The sequence below is a fragment of the Nonomuraea sp. NPDC048882 genome (genome assembly GCF_040649755.1).
Lineage (GTDB): Bacteria > Actinomycetota > Actinomycetes > Streptosporangiales > Streptosporangiaceae > Nonomuraea > Nonomuraea maheshkhaliensis.
The window spans coordinates 23,047-39,439 of record NZ_JBEZGB010000031.1 but is presented as its reverse complement, the minus strand read 5'-3'; the positions used below and the strand labels follow the sequence as shown (position 1 = coordinate 39,439).

Annotated in this window: 15 protein-coding genes; 2 read left to right on the top strand and 13 right to left on the bottom strand. The window is 71.2% G+C overall.

All coding sequences use genetic code 11. The features are described 5' to 3' along the window. Positions 1-16: 16 nt before the first annotated feature. Genes AB0C27_RS52940 through AB0C27_RS52905 form a run of 8 tightly spaced genes read right to left on the bottom strand, consistent with a single transcriptional unit; the run spans position 17 to position 9,889 of the window. A complete protein-coding gene (locus tag AB0C27_RS52940) occupies positions 17-325 on the bottom strand; it encodes a DUF4387 domain-containing protein (RefSeq protein WP_357862368.1) in 309 nt (102 codons plus the stop codon). After that, positions 318-1,724 carry an acyclic terpene utilization AtuA family protein gene (locus AB0C27_RS52935; RefSeq protein WP_357862367.1) on the bottom strand — a complete coding sequence of 469 codons (1,407 nt, stop codon included), beginning with the start codon at positions 1,722-1,724 and terminating at the stop codon, positions 318-320. The genes AB0C27_RS52940 and AB0C27_RS52935 overlap by 8 nt, the downstream gene beginning before the upstream one ends. 28 nt (positions 1,725-1,752) lie before the next feature. Continuing rightward, positions 1,753-3,468 carry an IlvD/Edd family dehydratase gene (locus tag AB0C27_RS52930; RefSeq protein WP_357862365.1) on the bottom strand — a complete coding sequence of 572 codons (1,716 nt, stop codon included), beginning with the start codon at positions 3,466-3,468 and terminating at the stop codon, positions 1,753-1,755. Next, entirely contained in the window at positions 3,461-4,654 is a 1,194-nt protein-coding gene (locus AB0C27_RS52925; RefSeq protein ID WP_357862363.1) for a carboxymuconolactone decarboxylase family protein, read from the bottom strand. Before AB0C27_RS52925 ends, AB0C27_RS52930 begins: the two co-directional genes overlap by 8 nt. A 39-nt stretch (positions 4,655-4,693) precedes the next feature. Further along, the gene (locus AB0C27_RS52920) at positions 4,694-6,253 is read right to left on the bottom strand and encodes an acetolactate synthase large subunit (RefSeq protein ID WP_357862361.1); all 1,560 of its coding nucleotides are present in this window, start codon (positions 6,251-6,253) and stop codon (positions 4,694-4,696) included. Continuing rightward, a complete protein-coding gene (locus tag AB0C27_RS52915; protein WP_357862359.1) occupies positions 6,254-7,690 on the bottom strand; it encodes an FAD-linked oxidase C-terminal domain-containing protein in 1,437 nt (478 codons plus the stop codon). It abuts the gene before it with no gap. Further along, complete coding sequence (locus tag AB0C27_RS52910; RefSeq protein WP_357862357.1) at positions 7,687-8,541, bottom strand: fumarylacetoacetate hydrolase family protein; 855 nt, start codon at positions 8,539-8,541, stop codon at positions 7,687-7,689. Before AB0C27_RS52910 ends, AB0C27_RS52915 begins: the two co-directional genes overlap by 4 nt. Positions 8,542-8,584: 43 nt before the next feature. Then, entirely contained in the window at positions 8,585-9,889 is a 1,305-nt protein-coding gene (locus AB0C27_RS52905; protein WP_357862356.1) for a citrate:proton symporter, read from the bottom strand. 268 nt (positions 9,890-10,157) lie between these two features. Between AB0C27_RS52905 and AB0C27_RS52900 the strand changes: the two genes are divergently transcribed. Together AB0C27_RS52900 and AB0C27_RS52895 are read left to right on the top strand one after the other, a co-directional pair. Further along, positions 10,158-11,063, top strand: a complete 906-nt coding sequence (locus tag AB0C27_RS52900) for a LysR family transcriptional regulator (RefSeq protein ID WP_357862354.1) — start codon at positions 10,158-10,160, stop codon at positions 11,061-11,063. A 95-nt stretch (positions 11,064-11,158) separates the two neighbouring features. After that, on the top strand, positions 11,159-12,241 hold the full coding sequence (locus tag AB0C27_RS52895; protein WP_357862352.1) for a phosphoglycerate dehydrogenase: 1,083 nt from the start codon (positions 11,159-11,161) through the stop codon (positions 12,239-12,241). A 327-nt stretch (positions 12,242-12,568) separates the two neighbouring features. Here AB0C27_RS52895 and AB0C27_RS52890 read toward each other — a convergent pair whose 3' ends face one another. The 5 genes from AB0C27_RS52890 to AB0C27_RS52870 form a co-directional block, all read right to left on the bottom strand. After that, a complete protein-coding gene (locus tag AB0C27_RS52890; protein WP_357862350.1) occupies positions 12,569-12,931 on the bottom strand; it encodes a gamma-glutamylcyclotransferase family protein in 363 nt (120 codons plus the stop codon). 20 nt (positions 12,932-12,951) lie between these two features. Continuing rightward, a complete protein-coding gene (locus AB0C27_RS52885; RefSeq protein WP_357862348.1) occupies positions 12,952-13,188 on the bottom strand; it encodes a tetratricopeptide repeat protein in 237 nt (78 codons plus the stop codon). Continuing rightward, the gene (locus AB0C27_RS52880; protein WP_357862449.1) at positions 13,140-13,403 is read right to left on the bottom strand and encodes a tetratricopeptide repeat protein; all 264 of its coding nucleotides are present in this window, start codon (positions 13,401-13,403) and stop codon (positions 13,140-13,142) included. Before AB0C27_RS52880 ends, AB0C27_RS52885 begins: the two co-directional genes overlap by 49 nt. A 521-nt stretch (positions 13,404-13,924) precedes the next feature. Continuing rightward, positions 13,925-14,515, bottom strand: a complete 591-nt coding sequence (locus AB0C27_RS52875; RefSeq protein WP_357862346.1) for an ATP-binding protein — start codon at positions 14,513-14,515, stop codon at positions 13,925-13,927. 61 nt (positions 14,516-14,576) lie between these two features. Next, positions 14,577-16,256, bottom strand: coding sequence for a transposase (locus tag AB0C27_RS52870; protein ID WP_357862344.1), 1,680 nt, complete (start codon positions 16,254-16,256; stop codon positions 14,577-14,579). Between the last annotated feature and the right edge of the window lie 137 nt (positions 16,257-16,393).

Below are 16,393 nucleotides of genomic sequence, written 5' to 3'. Positions count from 1 at the left end.
CGTCGTCGACGGCCCGTCATGTGAGCTCGACATCGAGGAGGTAGGCGTACTGCTGCCCGGAGTGCAGGTCGCGCTCCTCGACCCCGCCCTGAGGCGTGCGCCTGGGGTAGGAGATCTTCAGCACCCTCATCTGCGGAATCGGGTAGTGAGAGATCGTGCCGGGCTCGACCCCATAGATCGCCGCGATGGCGTCGGCGTTCAGCGAGGGGCTCTGCGCATAACGATCATAGTTCTCCTGGCCGTCGAACATCAGGTCGATGGTGACCCAGAACGGGCCCGCCACCTTCGAGCGGACGAGATGACAGACGTCACGGACCTTAGGCATCGGCTGCCACCTTCACTTTCGCGTCGTCGAGCAGGTGTATGCGGACCAGTTCCAGGGGGTCGTCCACGCTGACCACGTGGTTCAGCACGAACTGGAAGACCCGTCCGCGGTCGATGTCGCCCGGTGTGAACGGCCAGCCGTAGCTGGGCAGCTCCATGCCCAGGCGGAGCGGCATGTGGAAGAAGTACGGGTTGCACGCCTTGGCGATGTGACTGGCCAGTTCCTGCGTCTGGGCGGTGATGACGCACATCATGCCGATCTCCAGCGGGACCGAGCCGGGCGGCGGCTCCATCCCGCTGACCCCGTTGTAGCCGTACATGCGCAGCGAGATGTGGAAGTCGTCGCTGCTCAGGCCGGTGGCGGAGATGGCGCGGGCGGTCAGGTTCTTCAGCATCATGTCGTGGAACGCGATGGGCTCGGCGAGCACGTCGGGGTCGGCGATGCCGACGATCATGATGCTCTGGAACAGGCCGCCCGAGGCGCCTTCCAGCTTGAGCGTGTAGGGGCGCGGGATCCACTTCGATCCGGTGACCCGCACCCTCGACTCGGTCAGCTGAATGTACGCGCAGTCGGTGACGTCGAGTTCGCCGCCGGGCTCGGTCAGCCGCCACGGGTTCTTGTTCTCGTACAGAAGGTGTTCCGCGATGCCCTCGGTCGTCGCCCTGAACCGCGGATCGACCGGCTCGACCTCGAACCCGCCGGCGTCGATGGACAGGATCACGCCACGCTGCCCGGTGTGGGCGGTCGTGGCCTGGCCCCCGCACTCGGCGATCTTGCCGGCGTGCCAGCTCGGCCCGGCCGGTGCGCCCTTCCAGAGCGCGAACGCCCCGATCACCGCCGGGTCGGAGGTCCGGCCGCCGATGACGATGTCGGCGCCCGCCTCCAGCGCCGCGAAGTAGGGCTCGGGGCCCATCAACGCGACGATGTGCAGGCATTCGTCGATGGTGGCCTCGTCCAGGTCGCCCAGCGGCGGGAGGGCGGCGATCCGGCCTTCCGCCAGCTTGCGCTTGATCAGCTCCGGGACCTGCTCGGAGTAGAGGACCGCGATCTTCGGCGTGTAACCCTGCTCGCGGGCGATCTCGGTGACGATGTCGCGGGTCCAGTCGACGTTCAGATCGCCGCCGGCCTGGCCCGAGGTGCCGATGAGCAGCGGGATGCCCGCCGTCCGCTGGGCCCCCATCAGCAGCGTGAGGTCCTTCTTGACCGAGCTCCGGTCGTTCTTGGACATCCCCGTGGCCAGGTAGGCCGCGCCGGCGTCGGTCGAGCCGGCGTCCAGGGCGATGGCGTGGGGACGGTGGCTCAGCGCGTGGTCGATCTCCTCGGGGAAGAGCCCGACACCCAGTGAGCCCTGGGGGACGTAGATCCTTACCGGTTCCCGGGCAGGCGTGGTCGCGTTCAATGTTTCCCTTTCATGCCGCTGCGGCTGATCAGTGCTGGTTGGGTGGGACGTCGCTGCCGGTCATGCCGACCAGGAAGTCCAGGTCGCAGCCGTCGTGAGCCTGGTTCACGGTGTCGGCGTAGAGCTTGGCGTAGCCGCGGGTCGCCTTCGGCTCGGTCGCGGGCCGTTCCCCGAGCCGCCGCGTCAGCTCCTCGTCGGCGACCAGGAGTTCGAGCCGGCGGGCGGCGACGTCGAGCTCGATGAGGTCGCCGTCGCGGACGACGCCCAGCAGCCCGCCGGCCGCCGCCTCCGGCGAGATGTGCAGGACGACGGCGCCGAAGGAGGTGCCGCTCATGCGCGCGTCGGAGATCCGGACCATATCCTTGACCCCCTGGGCCAGGAGCTTGGCCGGGATCGGGATCATCCCCAGCTCCGGCATGCCGGGAAAGCCCCTGGGCCCGCAGTTCTTGAGCACCAGGACGCAGTCCGCGTCCACGTCGAGGGCGGGGTCGTCGATACGGGCGTTGAGATCGTCCTGGTTCTCGAACACGACGGCCCTGCCCCGGTGCTTGAGCAGGCGCGGTTCCGCCGCGGACGGCTTGATCACCGCACCGTCGGGGCAGAGGTTCCCGCGCAGCACCGCGATCCCGGAATGGGCCTTGAACGGCTCGTCCAGCCGGAAGATGACCTCGCGGTTGTGGCACGCCGCCTCTGCGTTGTTCTCCGCGAGGCTCCTGCCGGTCACGGTCAGGGCGTCGCCGTCGAGCAGCCCGCCCTCGCACAGCTCCCTGATGACCGCGGGCAACCCGCCGGCCTCGTGGAAGTCCTGCATCAGGTACGCACCGGACGGCTGGATGTTGACCAGGGTGGGGATGTCGCGGCCGATCGTGTGCCAGTCCTCGATGTCCAGCGGGACCTCCATGCGCCGGGCGATGGCGGTCAGGTGGATGACGGCGTTGGTCGAGCCGCCGATCGCCGCGTTCACCTTGATCGCGTTCTCGAAGGCCCGCCTGGTCAGCACCTGGTCAAGGGTGAGGTTCTCGCGCACCATGCCGACGATGCGGCGGCCCGCCATCCGCGCGAGCACCCGGCGGCGCGCGTCCACCGCGGGGATCGTGGCGTTGTCGGGCAGGCCGACGCCCAGCGCCTCCACCATCGCCGCCATGGTCGAGCCGGTCCCCATCACGTTGCAGACGCCGACGGTGCGGTTGAGGCAGGATTCGGCCTCCTCCACGTCGGCGCTGGTCGCGCGGCCTGCCCGCAGGTCGGCGCCGAGGTTCCAGGCGTCCTTGATGCCGAAGGGCCGGCCGCGGAAGCTGCCGTTGAGCATCGGCCCGGCCGACACCCCGATCGTGGGCAGGTTCACGCTGGCGGCGCCCATCATCAGGCCGGGCGTGGTCTTGTCGCAGCCCATCATCAGCACGACGCCGTCGAGCGGGTTGGCGCGCAGCGTCTCCTCGACGTCCATGCTGGCCAGGTTGCGCAGCAGCATGGCGGTGGGACGGGTCAGCGTCTCCCCCGTCGAGATGACGGGGAACTCCATGGGGACGCCGCCGGCCTCCAGGATGCCCTCGCGGACGTGCTGGGCCAGCTCGCGGAAGTGCGAGTTGCACGAGGTGAGGTCGGACCAGGTGTTGCAGATGCCGATGACCGGGCGGCCGTCGAAGTGGTCCGCCGGCACGCCGCGGCTGCGTACCCAGCTCCTGTGGGTGAACCCCTTCGCGCCCGTGCCGCCGAACCAGTCCTGTGATCGCAGCTCAGCCACGGCTCCTCCGCTGCTGTCCGTCGCGGAAGCGGTCGAGCTCGGGCAGGTAGCCGAGCGCGCCGTCCTCCAGGGTCGTCCCGAACGTGCGCGCCACGCAGGACTGCAGCACGTAGAGGCCGTAGACCAGCATCAGGTCGGTGATCCCCTCGGGGCCGAACCGGTCGAACTCCTTCCAGTTCGCGTCCGAGAGGCGGTTGCCGTGGTACATCTCGTCCACGGCGCTGACCACCACCCGGTCGAAGTCCTTCAGCGACGCACTGCGCGGGCCCTCGGCCACGCCGGCCAGGTCCTCGTCGGTCACGCCCAGCGCCAGGCACGCCTTGCGGTGCTGCGACCACAGATACTCGCTGTCGCACAGCCAGACGGTGCGCATGGAGGCGAGCTGCCACACCCGCGGCGGCAGGCACGTGTCGTCGATCGCGCGCTTGCCGAACGGCGCCATCGACCGGAGGAACTCCGGGTAGTTGATCATGGCTTTCTGCAGCTTGGAGGTGGTCGGCTTGCCGCGCCGGCCCATCCGGTTCGTCTGCTCGACCTGCTGGGGGCTCAGCAGCGCGTAGTCGGCCTCGAAGACGCGCTTCGGCACCTCGCGCGGAGCCGCCAGCCCCGTGCCGGCCGTGACGCTCGCGTCCCAGGGCACGTCCCACCCGTCGAGGCCGTCCTCCAACCGCACGCCCATGCTGTTGACCGCGGCCGAGAGCGTGACGAGGAAGCCGTAGGTCGTCATGAGGTCCATGACCGCGTTCGGGCCGAGCCGGCCCACGCGGTACCACTTCTCCTCGCTCAGGTAGTGCGTCTCGTGCAGCTCGTCGATCGCTTCGACGACGTGGCGCTCGATGCTGTTCAGGACGGCATGGTCGCCGGTGGCGACCGCGCGGAGCTCGGGGCCGGTGATCCCGAGCGCGCCGCCCTCCGCGCGCAGATGCGCCCAGAGGTATTCGGCTCCGCACAGCCAGGCCGTACGCAGCGACGCCAGGACGGACAGGCGCCTCGGCAGGTCACCGGTCAGCGTGACCCTGGTGCCGATCCGGCCGATGGAGCGGGCGAACTCGGGATAGTGGAGGAAGGTCCGCATCATCGCGGAGGCGCCCTCTTCGCCGTACGGGCCCAGCTTGATCCGGACCTGCTGCTGCCTGGGTGAGAGGTCGGCGAAGTCCACCGGGCGGACACGCGTCGGGTAGGTCATGTTCTGTCGTTCTCCTGGGTCGAAGGGGTCCGGCCGGCCTCACAGCAGGGGCGGCACGATCGCGTCGATGAGGTGGGGGCCGGGCTCGGCCAGCGCGTGCCGGAACTGCTCGGCCAGCTCCTCGGCGGTCGTCGCCCGGGTCGCGGGCACGCCCATCCCCTCGGCGATCCGGACGAAGTCGATGTCGGGGCGGGAGAGGTCGAGCAGGTCACCGGCCTTGGGGCCGTGCCCCTCGACGCCGACGCGCAGCAGTTCCAGGCGCAGGATCGCGTACGCGCGGTTGTTCAGCAGCACCGTGGTGACGTCGAGGTGCTCCCTGGCCTGGGTCCACAGCGCCGAGATCGTGTAGAGCGCGCTGCCGTCGGCCTGGAGGTTGATCACCGGCCGGTCGGGGGCGGCGACGGCGGCGCCGGTGGCGACCGGCATGCCGTAGCCGATCGCACCGCCGGTCAGCGTCAGCAGGTCGTGCCGTGGGGCGCCGGCGGTGGCGCGCGGCAGCGACAGTCCCGAGGTGTTCGACTCGTCCGCGACGATCGCGCGCTCGGGCAGCAGCGCGCCGATCACGTCGGCCCAGTTCTGCCCGGTCAGCGGCCCGGACGGCAGCTCGGGCCTGGCCGCCTCCTGGAGCACCGGTTCGGTGCCCGGCGCGACCAGGTCCGCCAGGTCCTCCAAGGCCTGCGGCACGTCGTCGCCGCCGTCGGCCAGGAAGTGCACCTGGGCCCCCTCCGGGACCAGGTCGCTCGGCCGGTCCGGGTAGGCGAAGAACGACACCGGCGGCTTGGCCCCGGCGACGATCAGGTGCCTGATCCCGGCGAGTTGCTGGACGGCCGACTCGGTGAGGTAGGCGAGCCGCTCGACGGCCGGCAGTCCCGCGCCGCGTTCCATGCGCGCGGGGAACGTCTCGGCGAGCGCCTTCGCCCCGGTCGCGGCGGCGAGCCGGCTCGTCGCGCGCAGCCCGGCCGCGCGGCAGGCCCTGCCGCCGATGAGCAGGGCGGCCGGCTCGCCGCCGGTCAGCACTCCGGCGATCCGCCGTACGGTGGCCGCGCCGACCTGCCGGGGCTTTCTGGGCTCGACGGGAGCGGCAATCACGCCGCCCTCACTCCATGAGGCGTCGGCCGGCAGGATCAGCGTGGCGATCTGGCCTGGCGGATCCTGGGCGGCGGCGACCGCGGCGGCGGCGTCGGCGCCGACCTCAGCGGCCCGCTCCGACCTGCGGACCCAGCCGTTGAGGCTGCCGGCGACGGCCTCGATGTCCGATTCGAGCGGGGCGTCGTACTGCTTGTGGTAGGTCGCGTGGTCGCCGACCACGTTGACGATCGGCGAGTGCGCGCGGCGTGCGTTGTGCAGGTTGGCCAGCCCGTTGCCGAGGCCGGGCCCCAGGTGCAGCAGCGTCGCGGCCGGCTTGCCCGCGATCCTGGCGTAGCCGTCCGCGGCGCCGGTGACGACGCCTTCGAACAGCCCCAGCACCGCCCGCATTTCAGGAACGCCGTCCAGCGCGGCCACGAAGTGCATCTCCGACGTGCCCGGGTTGGCGAAGCAGACCTCCACCCCGGCGTCAGTGAGCGTACGGATCAGCGCGTGCGCGCCGTTCGTCCCCATTCACACCTCCACGGCGGGGAGAATGCCCGGGTTGAGGATGCCGGCGGGGTCGAAGCTCGCCTTGATCCGGCGCATCAGCGCGATCTTCGCCGGGTCCTCCAGCTCCAGGAAGTACCCGGACCTGGTCTGCCCGATGCCGTGCTCGCCGGAGATCGCCCCGCCCAGCTCCATACCCAGCGCGAAGATCTCGGTCAGCAGCCGCCCTCGCTTCTCCTCGTCCGGGCAGAACAGGCCGAGGTGCACGTTGCCGTCCCCGGCATGGCCGCACCCGGCCACGACGGCGTCGCGCGAGCGCACGAGCTCCTCGGTCCTGCGCAGGAACTCGGGCATCGCGGCGCGCGGCACCACGACGTCGATGATGTCGTCCACGCCGAGCGCCTTGGCCGTCCAGAACGACTTCTCGCGGGCCTCGACGAGCTTGGCGGCGGCGGTGCCTTCGAGCACGTACGCGTCCATCGCCCCCACGTCGAGCAGCAGGCCGCCGAGCTCCATGACGTCGGCCTGCACGCGGTCCTTGTCGCGGCTCTCCAGCGCCACCATCAGGTAGGCGGCGGCCGAGTCCCTGACGGCGTCGCGGATGCCGAGGTCGAGGTCCAGTTGGTCGCCGATCGCGCGCAGGGTCCGGTCGTCGATGTATTCGAGGATGTGCGGAGTCAGCCCGCTGCCGATGACCTTGACGACGCTGCGCAGCACCTCGTCCACGCTCGTGAACGGGGCCAGCACGGTCGCGCCGTACGGCATCCGGGGATGCAGCTTCACGGTGACCTCGGTGACGAGGGCGAGGCTGCCTTCTGAGCCGATGATCAGCTGGGTCAGGTCGTACCCGGACGAGATCTTGGCGAGCTTGCCGCCGGTCCTGATGATCTCGCCGGTCGGCAGGACCGCCTGGAGTCCCACGACGTTGTGCCGGGTCACCCCGTACTTGACGGCGCGCATCCCGCCCGCGTTCGTCCCGACGTTGCCGCCGACGGTCGCGCTCAGCTCGCCCGGGTAGACGGTGTAGCCGAGCCCGGTGGCGGCGGTCCGCTCGTCCAGGTCGGCGAGCGTGATGCCCGGCTGCACCACGGCGACGTGGTTGTCGGCGTCGATCTCCAGGACGGCGTTCATGCGCTCGAACGAGATCACCAGCCCGCCCGGCCTGGGCCGGGCCGCGCCCGAGAGCCCGGTCGCCGAACCGCGCGCGGTGACCGGGACGCCGTGCTCCCCCGCGCAGACGAGCAGCGCCGCGACCTCCTCCGCGCTCCGCGGCCGCGCGACGTAGGCGGGCCGCTGGGGAACGGCGGTCAGGGCCTCGTCGTGCCCGTAGTCCGGCGGGATCGTCTCGCCGACGAGGAGATTCGCGTCCCCGACGATCTTCGCGAACCGCGCGGCGACGTCGCTCACCAACGGTCCTTCCTCTCTGTAGTCGTCGAACACGTGGGCCTCGGGTTGTGTCATTCGGCCGGCTCCTGGACGACCGGGTTGGTCAGCGTGCCGATCCGCTCGATCTCGACCGTGCAGACGTCGCCGGGCCGCAGCCAGACCTGCGGGTCGCGGAAGGCGCCGATGCCGTCGGGGGTGCCGGTGACGATGACGTCGCCCGGCGCCAGGGTCATCGCCTCGGACAGGACGGCGATCAGCTCGGCCACTCCGAAGATCATGTCCTCGGTGTCGGCGTCCTGCATGACCTCGCCGTTCAGGATGGTCCTGATGCGCAGCCCGCGGCAGCCGTCGGGCAGTTCGTCGGGCGTCACCAGCTCGGGGCCGAACGCGCCGGTGGCGTCGAACGCCTTGCCCATCGTCCATTGCTGCGACTTCGTCTGGAAATCCCGGACCGAGCCGTCGTTGAAGAGGGAGTAGCCGGCCACGTGGCCGAGCGCGTCGTGCCGGGCGATGTGGCGTCCGCCCTTGCCGATCACCACGGCGAGCTCGCATTCGTAGTCGAGCAGCGCGGACGCGTTCGGCCGGACCAGCGGCGCGCCGTGCGCGACGAGGCCGTTGGCGAACCTGGCGAACACCGCCGGATAGTCCGGCACCTCGAATCCGCTCTCCTGCGTGTGGGAGCGGTAGTTCAGCCCGATGCAGAGGATCTTCTCCGGCCGGGTGACCGGCGGCAGCAGGGTGACGTCGGTCAGCGCGAACTCGGGTGCGCCCTGGAGCAGCTTGGCCAGGTCCGCGAGCCCGGACTCCTGACCGAGGAACGACCTCAGGTCACCGCCGAGCTGGGATACCGGTAGTCCCCGGTACCCTCCCTCGGACTTGATCCCGACGCCCTGCTCGGCCGCGGCTGAGTAACTGATGAAACGCACTGTCTGCTCCTGGAATCTGGCTGGTCGATGGCGTTCTGCGGGCTCAAACGGCGTAGATCGCGCCGGTGACCGTGGCCGCGGCGATGGCCGCCAGGGTGATGGCGACGGACCACTTCAAGGCGAAGCGCTGCAGCGAACCGAAGTCCGTACGCAGGAGGGAGGCGACGAGGTAGATCGGCGCGCTCAGCGGGCTCAGCGTGTGCAGGAAGATCCCGGGCAGCACGGAGTGCGCGATCACCTCGGGCGGGATCCCGTACGCCGACCCCGTCTCCGCGAGGACCGGCACGACGCCGAAGTAGAAGCTGTCGTTCGACAGGATGAACAGCAGCGGCCCCGAGATCAGCGCCGTGACGAAGGCGAAACCGCCGCCCCACGCCTGCGGCAGGTGGGCGACGAGCGCGTCCGACATCGCCTTGACCATCCCGCTCTCGTTGAGCACTCCGGAGAAGGCGCCGGCCGCGAGGATGAGCGAGATCACCATGACGACGGTCCCCGCGTGCGGCTTCAGCTTCTCGTTCTGCACGCGCAGGCTGGGCCAGTTGACGGTGACGGCGAGCGAGAACGCGATCATGGCCAGGGCCGGCAGGGGCAGCAGCTCGATGCCCATGCTGACGATGAAGGCGATCGTCAGCAGGAAGTTGAACCAGACGTTCTTCGTCGGGATCGGGGTGCGGGTCTTGCTCACGCCGGACTCGTCGCCCTCGTCCGCGAGGGCCGCCGCTTCGGCCTTGCGCGCGGCGAGCTTGCTCCGCTCGCCTCGTCCCACGACGTACGCGAAGACGAGCGCGGCGGCGAGGGTGAGCACGAGCGCCGGCAGCATGGGCAGCACCACGTCGGCGACCTCGATGTCCAGCGAGACCGCCATCCGCGCGGCCGGGCCGCCCCACGGCATCCAGTTGAGCGTGGGGCAGATGATGCCGAGCAGCATCGCGATGATCAGCGGATTGATGCCGACCTGGCGGTAGATGGGATACATCGAGGTGATGACGACGAAGGCGGCCGTGGAGCCGTCACCGTCGAGGCCGATGCAGATGATGAGGATGGCGGTGCCGAGCACGATCCGGACCGGATCCTCGCCGACGATCGCCAGGATCTTGCGGATGAGTGGCTCGAACAGGCCGCACTCCGTCATCACGAGGAAGTACAGGAGGGCGAACGTCAGCAGCACCGCGGTGGGGGCGGTGTCGACGACCCCCGACACCATCATCTCCCCCAGCTTCCCGCCGAACCCGCCGAGCAGGCCGAACACCGTGGGGATGAGAATGAGACCGGCGACCGCCGAGATCCTCTTGGTCATCACTAAGACCGTGAACAGGCAGATGGACCCGAAGCCCAGCGCAGCCAGCATGTCCGCTTCCTTCCAGCTTTGACGGACCCCGTCGGCCTTTCCCCTGGTCACAGGCTAGGTCGGGGCGAAAGGGCGGCTCATCACACGAGCCGGGGACTCTCGTCCCCTGATCGGGGGACTCACGCACGGACGCGGCGATGCTAGGTGGGACTCTCCGCCGCCGAAGGCGGGCTGTAAGGGGCCGAAAAGGGCTGAAAGGGCGCTCAAGGGGGCTCAAGGGGAAGGTAGGCTTTCGCGCCAGGAAAGACGCGTGGCGGAGGTCGGGGCCGTGCCGGAGTCTGTCGACGACCTGAGGTTCTTCACGGTCGTGGCCGCGAGCGAGACGCTGACGGCGGCCGCCCGCGGGCTGGGGTGCTCCCTTCCCGTGGTGAGCAAGCGGCTCGCGGCGATGGAGCAGCGCCTCGGCGTGCGCCTCGTCCGGCGTGGCACCCGCAGACTGGTGCTCACCTCCGAGGGAGCCGCGCTCGCGAAGGGCATCGGCCCGATCCTCGCCGACGTGCAGCGGCTGGAGGAGGAGATCTCCGGCGCCTCGGGCGACCTGCGCGGGACGCTCGTCGTGGAGTCGTCGCTCGGCATCGGGCGGGCGCACATCGGCCCGCTGCTCGGCGAGTTCGGCGCGCGGCATCCGCAGCTCGGCATCCAGCTCACCACGACGCCCCTGCCGGTCAGCCCGCACCGGCGCGACTTCGACGTGGCGATCCACGTAGGCCCGCTGCACGACTCGACCCTGCGGATGCGGCGGCTCGCGGAGAACCGGCGCGTGGTGTGCGCGTCCCCCGCCTACGTCCGTGAGCACGGCGAGCCGGGAACGCCGCACGAGCTGGCCGGCCACAACTGCATCCTGCTCCGTGAGAACCAGGGCGACTACGCGCTGTGGCGCTTCGGCGAGGGCGCGGACGAGTTCCGGGTCCGGGTCGCCGGCGCGCTGTCCAGCGACGACGGCGACGTGGTGACCGGCTGGGCGCTGGAAGGCCGCGGGCTCATCATGCGTTCCACCTGGCAGGTCGCCCCCTTGCTGAAGGACGGGCGGCTCGTCCAGGTTCTGGCGGACGTGCCCACGCCGCCCGCCGACGTGTACGCGCTGCACGCCCACACCGACCACGTGCCCGCCCGGGTGACGGCGGTCCTGAACTTCCTGGGCGAGCGGCTGCCCGAGCGGCTGGCCTTGGCGTGAAAGGTCACCTTTCGCCGCCGGGGGTTATCCCGCCGGGGTGAGCGCCGTTACGGTGCTGGGCGTACCACCCCGACGGAGAAGTGAGCGCTCGGCCGATGTCCCTCATCCTCATCACCACCGACTACCTCCGGCCCGGCGACCCGGTCGACGTGTACCTGAAGGAGCACGGTCACGAGACGGTGCACGCGCCACTGCGGGGGCGCCGCGACCGCGACGAGCTGGTCCGGCTGCTCGACGGTGTCGAGGGCGCGCTCATCGCCAACGAGCCCATGACGGCCGACGTCCTCGCCGCGGCGCCGGCCCTGAAGGCCGTGGTGCGGTCGGGTGTGGGGTACGACTCCGTTGACGTCGCCGCCGCCTCCGAGCTGGGGATCCTGGTCAGCAACCTGCCGGGGATCAACGCGAACGCCGTCGCCGAGTTCACGGTGGGCGCGATCCTGGCGGCGTCGCGGCGCCTGGTCGAGCTGGCCGCGGGCGTCGCCGGGGGCGGCTGGCCCCGTACGGACGGGCACGAGCTGCGGGGCTCGACCCTCGGGCTGATCGGGTTCGGCGCGGCGGCCCGCGCCGTGGTGCCGCTGGCCCGCACGTTCGGGATGACCGTACTCTGCCGCACCGCCCTCGCGCCCGCCGTTGAACCCGCCGTCGTCCCGCCCGCCGTCGTCCCGCCCGCCGTCGTCCCGCCCGCCGCCGGCTCGCCCGCCGTCGCGTCCGGCCCCGGCTCGCCCGTCGCCGACGTGGAGTTCGTGGACCTCGACACCCTGCTCTCCCGCTCGGACGTCGTCTCCGTCCACACCGCACTGACCCCCGCCACCCGCCACCTCATCGACGCCAGGGCACTGAGCCTGATGAAGTCGACCGCGCTGCTCGTCAACACCGCGCGCGGCGCGATCGTGGACGAGAACGCCCTGGCCGCGGCCGTCCGCGACGGGGCCATCGCCGGGGCCGCCCTCGACGTGTGCGAGGTCGAGCCGCTGCCTGCCGACAGCGTGCTGCGCGGCGTCCAGGGCATCACGGTGTACTCGCACATGGCCGGCCAGACGGTGGAGGCCCGCGACGCCGCCGGGCGGGAGGGCGCGATCGAGCTCGTCAACGCCCTCGCCGGCCGGCCCGCGTACCGCGTCAACGACCCCTCGGTACACCGGTTCCGCGTCGCACTGGACGCCCGAGTGACGCCTTGACGTTCTCATCGTGAGACGGCTCATCGTGAGACGGCTCATCGTGAGACGGCGGTGATGTGGCGGTGTGGCGAGACTCCGCTGATTTCCAGACCTCTTCCGGCTGTGCCGGCCACAGCGCCCCCATCGGGCAGGGAATTGTCGGTATGGCCTTCCCGTCTCAGGAGCATCAGCCCTTCGCTCATCTGAGCGTGCCCAACGTGGCCTTCTACCGGGAGCCCCTCCGCGCGTTCGCGCGCGCGAAGGAACGCTTCATCGTGCGTCCCTGACGCCCGAGACCCAGGAAACGCCCTCGGCCGGCTGGAAGGCGGTACGGGCCGGACGGCACGGTCACGTGCCGGCCGGGCGGTGGTGGGCCGCGTACACCCAGCCCCGCAGGCCGGAGGCGAGCGGCACCAGGGCCCGCTCGTAGTCGTCGACCTCGTAGGCGTCGGCCGCGGTGAGCTCGTCCTCGGTGACGCGCAGCGCCGTACCCTCCACGACGTCGGCCGGATCGCCGGTGGCTTCGAGGATCGGATGGTGCGTGGCGCCGCTGACCTCGACGACGTGCGGATCGGTGATCTCCAGCAGCGACAGCCGGTAGCCGGGCAGACGATCGGGCGTGCCCGACAGCTCGCGTCCGAACACCGCCAGCTGCACCTCGCGCTGACGCAGCGTGCCGTAGGAGAACAGCACCACGGACTGATCGGCCATACGGCCATCATTTCGCACCGTCACCGGCCGATCGCGGCCGGGGTGCCGCTCGGGCGGCGACCCGGCAGGTTGTCTCGGACGGTACGGGTCGTCGGGTGGTCGGCGCCGAGCACCCGTTCGCGGTCGGCCAGCGTGCGCTCGTGCAACGGGATGGCCCGGCCCAGGTCCCCCGCCGCCTCATAGGCGCCGGCCAGGTTGTTGCGGGAGATCAGGGTGTTGGCGTGGTCAGGGCCCAGGAGGCGTTCCTCTTCGGCCACGTTCTGCTCCAGCAGGGGATCGCCTCCTTCAGATCGTCGATGGCCCGGTGGGCGTAGGCGAGGGCGGCCCGTGTGTTGAGCACGAGGGGATGGTCGTCGCCGTGGAGACGGCGGGCCGTGCCCAGGGCTCGCTTGAGGTACGTCAGTGAGCGGCCGACGGCCCCTTGGTCGTTCAGGAACAGTCCGGTGGCGAGAAGCAGCCGCTGCGCCTCCACGGTGTCGGCCTCGGAGGGCGTGCGCTCGAAGGCGGCGTCGATGTGCGGCAGCAGCGCTCGCCACCGTGCCCACTCGGCGGGTATGTCGTGCTCGGCGGGGCGGGCCAGGTCCAGCAGCGCGACGGCGTACGCACGGGCCGTTTCGATGTCGCCGGCCTGGCGGTGCGGGTCGGCCGGGTCGGGGGTGCGGGCGATGGCCTGGACCAGGCGGTGCACGACGATGCCCGGCCCGTCCAGGGTGATCACGTTGTACGCGGCCAGGGCGCCCAGCGCGCGCTGCAGCCGTGGCGGCTCGGCCAGGCCGTCGAGCACGGTGCGGGGGATGCGCTCCGGCGCGTACCAGGCCAGGACGCGCAGCTCCTCGACCAGCTCCGTCGCGCCCTCCCCCGGGCCGGGTGGGCCGGCGATCCGGGTGAGCAGTTCCCGGGCCGTCGCGTGGTCCAGCACGTCCAGCCGGTGCACCTCGGCGCCGAGCCGGTGCCAGCTCTGGCCGAGCCGGCTGGTGATCAGCACCCGCCCGGTCAGCGTACGGGCCAGCAGCGGCGCCACGTCGGAGGGGTGGGTGACGTTGTCCAGGACCAGCAGCCATCCCTCGTGGGCGGCCAGCCAGGCCGTGACCCGCTCGGCGAGGGCCTCCGAGGGGAGGGCCGCGGCCAGCTCCAGCTGCAGCGCGGCGGCGAGGGCCGCCAGCCCCGCCCGCACCCCGGCGGGGTGTCGGCGGTGATCCACCACACCGGGTTGAACGCCCCGGCCTGTCCGGTGGCGTACCGGGCGGCCAGGGTGGACTTGCCGATGCCGCCCAGCCCGTGCACGGCGGCCACCACCGCCGGCCGGCCGGCGGACAGGGTCGTCCGCAGGGCCGCCAGCTCCTCGTCACGTCCGACGAACAACTGCTGGTGCCCGGGGACGTTCACGGTCGTCGGCGGCGCGTCGACCTCGGTGACCGGCCGGAGCGCCGTGGCGGGCAGCACCGTCTCGTGGACGGTCAGGTCACGCCCGGCCTGATAGACCCGGCCGTGTCCGGACGCAGTGCCGATCTGCTGGACGTGGGGCCGCGCGGCCGGCCGATCGGGCTCGCCTTCCGTCCCCTTCCCCGGCGTCGGCTTCGGCATGGCTCCAGAGTGCCCCCGGGAAGGGCCGGGCGGAACCGTGGTGACGAACGCGTTACCGGGCTCAGCATCCCGCCGGCGTCATCTCGATGATCCGCGGCGGCGGGGTCAGCAGCAGCGCGGCCAGCAGATCGTGCTGCTTCTCGGTCATCTCCGTACGCTGCCGCAGCGTGCAGGTACGGGCGGCGAAGGTGCCGAGCTTGATCCGGTCGAGCTCGCGCCGCAGCCGCGCCCACGACAGCCCGGTGCGGAACTCGGCGACGGGGACCAGGAGCAGGCTGAGCCAGGTGAGCGGCAGGTGCCTGCGGACGCTCGGCTCGCCCCGGTCGCACAGCCGGGACACGCCCGTGAGCAGGTCGCGCCAGCCGCGTTCGAAGGTGAGCAGCCGCATGTAGCCGAGCGCGATGTCCTCGACCGGGAGTCCGGGGTCGGTGGTGCGGACGAGGTACTTGCCGTCGAGGTTCTCCTCGGCTCTGACGGCCTTGGCATCGATGCGCAACAACCCGCCCGGCGTCATCCGCAAATATCGGCTCATGTGTGGATCTGCTGAGATCTGCTGGTGCAGAGCGGCCCGCGCGGCGGAGGGCAGCCGGTCCGTGCCGTCGATCAGCCCGGTGAGCTCCTCCAGCAGCCCGGCGCGCGTCTCGGCGTCCCGCCGGGCGGTCAGGGCGTCACAGCAGATCACGAAGCGTTCGTCCGCGGCGATGTGGACCTCCTTGACCCGCAGGTTCGCCGCGACGCGGTGGTAGCGACCCTGACGGGACAGCGCGGCGTCGGCCTCGGCCGATCCTGAGCGCAGCTTCGCGCCGACGATGTCGTGGTGGCCCTCGTCCTGTCGCGGGAGGCGCCGATCGCCGTCGTCCGGGCAGGCCCGGTCGGCCGTCCAGATGACGCGGGACAGGGCCCAGCCCTTCATGTCCTCCTTGGCCCGCCCGATCATGACCTCGTCGGGCGTGCGGCCGGGCCAGCGCCAGACCCTGAGCGGGATGCCGCCACGCGTGACGGCCAGCCCGACCATGGTCCGGCCGTCCGCGTCGGGGTCCGGGGGCGGGCCGAAGGCGGGCCGACCGGTCGCGGCGGCGTCCAGGAGCGGCTCGTACGCGTCCGAGTCGAGGCCGGTCACCCTCTGAATGGGTTCGGGACCGGAGGAGGGGGACTCGAAGAACAGCAGGTCGGCCTCGCGGTCGAGGTGGTGGGCCAGCTCGCGCGAGACCTCCTCCTGGAGGCTGCCGGAGATCTCGCACAACCAGTCGGTCACCTTCCGGCACGCCTCTTCGGTGACGCCAGGCAGCCCGTCCACGAAGACGTCCTCGTTCACCCAGCGGGCGACCTCGCCGGGCGGGTCCGCCCAGCCGGTCAGGGCCCGGTTGGCGACCAGGGCGAACAGCACCCGCTCCGCCGACGGGTCCAGCCCGCCGTTCACGCACATGCGCCGGAACGTCTTGTCGATCCCCAGCTGCCGCCACAGCGCGTCCAGCACCCACACGCCACCGAACGGCCGCGAGTCCACGAACTCCAGCCCGTCGGCGGTGACGTCGAGGATCTGCTCTGGTCCGAGTTCTTTGATCACCGAGGCGGCCAGTCTTACGAGGGCCTGCCGGTTCGTGGCGTCGTCGCGGCCGAAGTTGTAGATGACCTGCACCTTCGACCGTTTCGTGGCCGCGTCCCACTCGTTGTGCGCCAACTGCAGGTAGCGGACCACGGAACCGTCCTTGTTCCGCCGGCGGGTCGACCGCAAGTACATGGAGCCGACGGTAGTCCCGCACGCTACAAAAAACGTACAAGTGATCCTTCCGCTCATGAACTCTTGGGGCCGCTTCGCCGCTGAACACCCGGTGCGGACCGAGATGTGAGCGGAAACCGCTCACGCCTCCCTGGCCC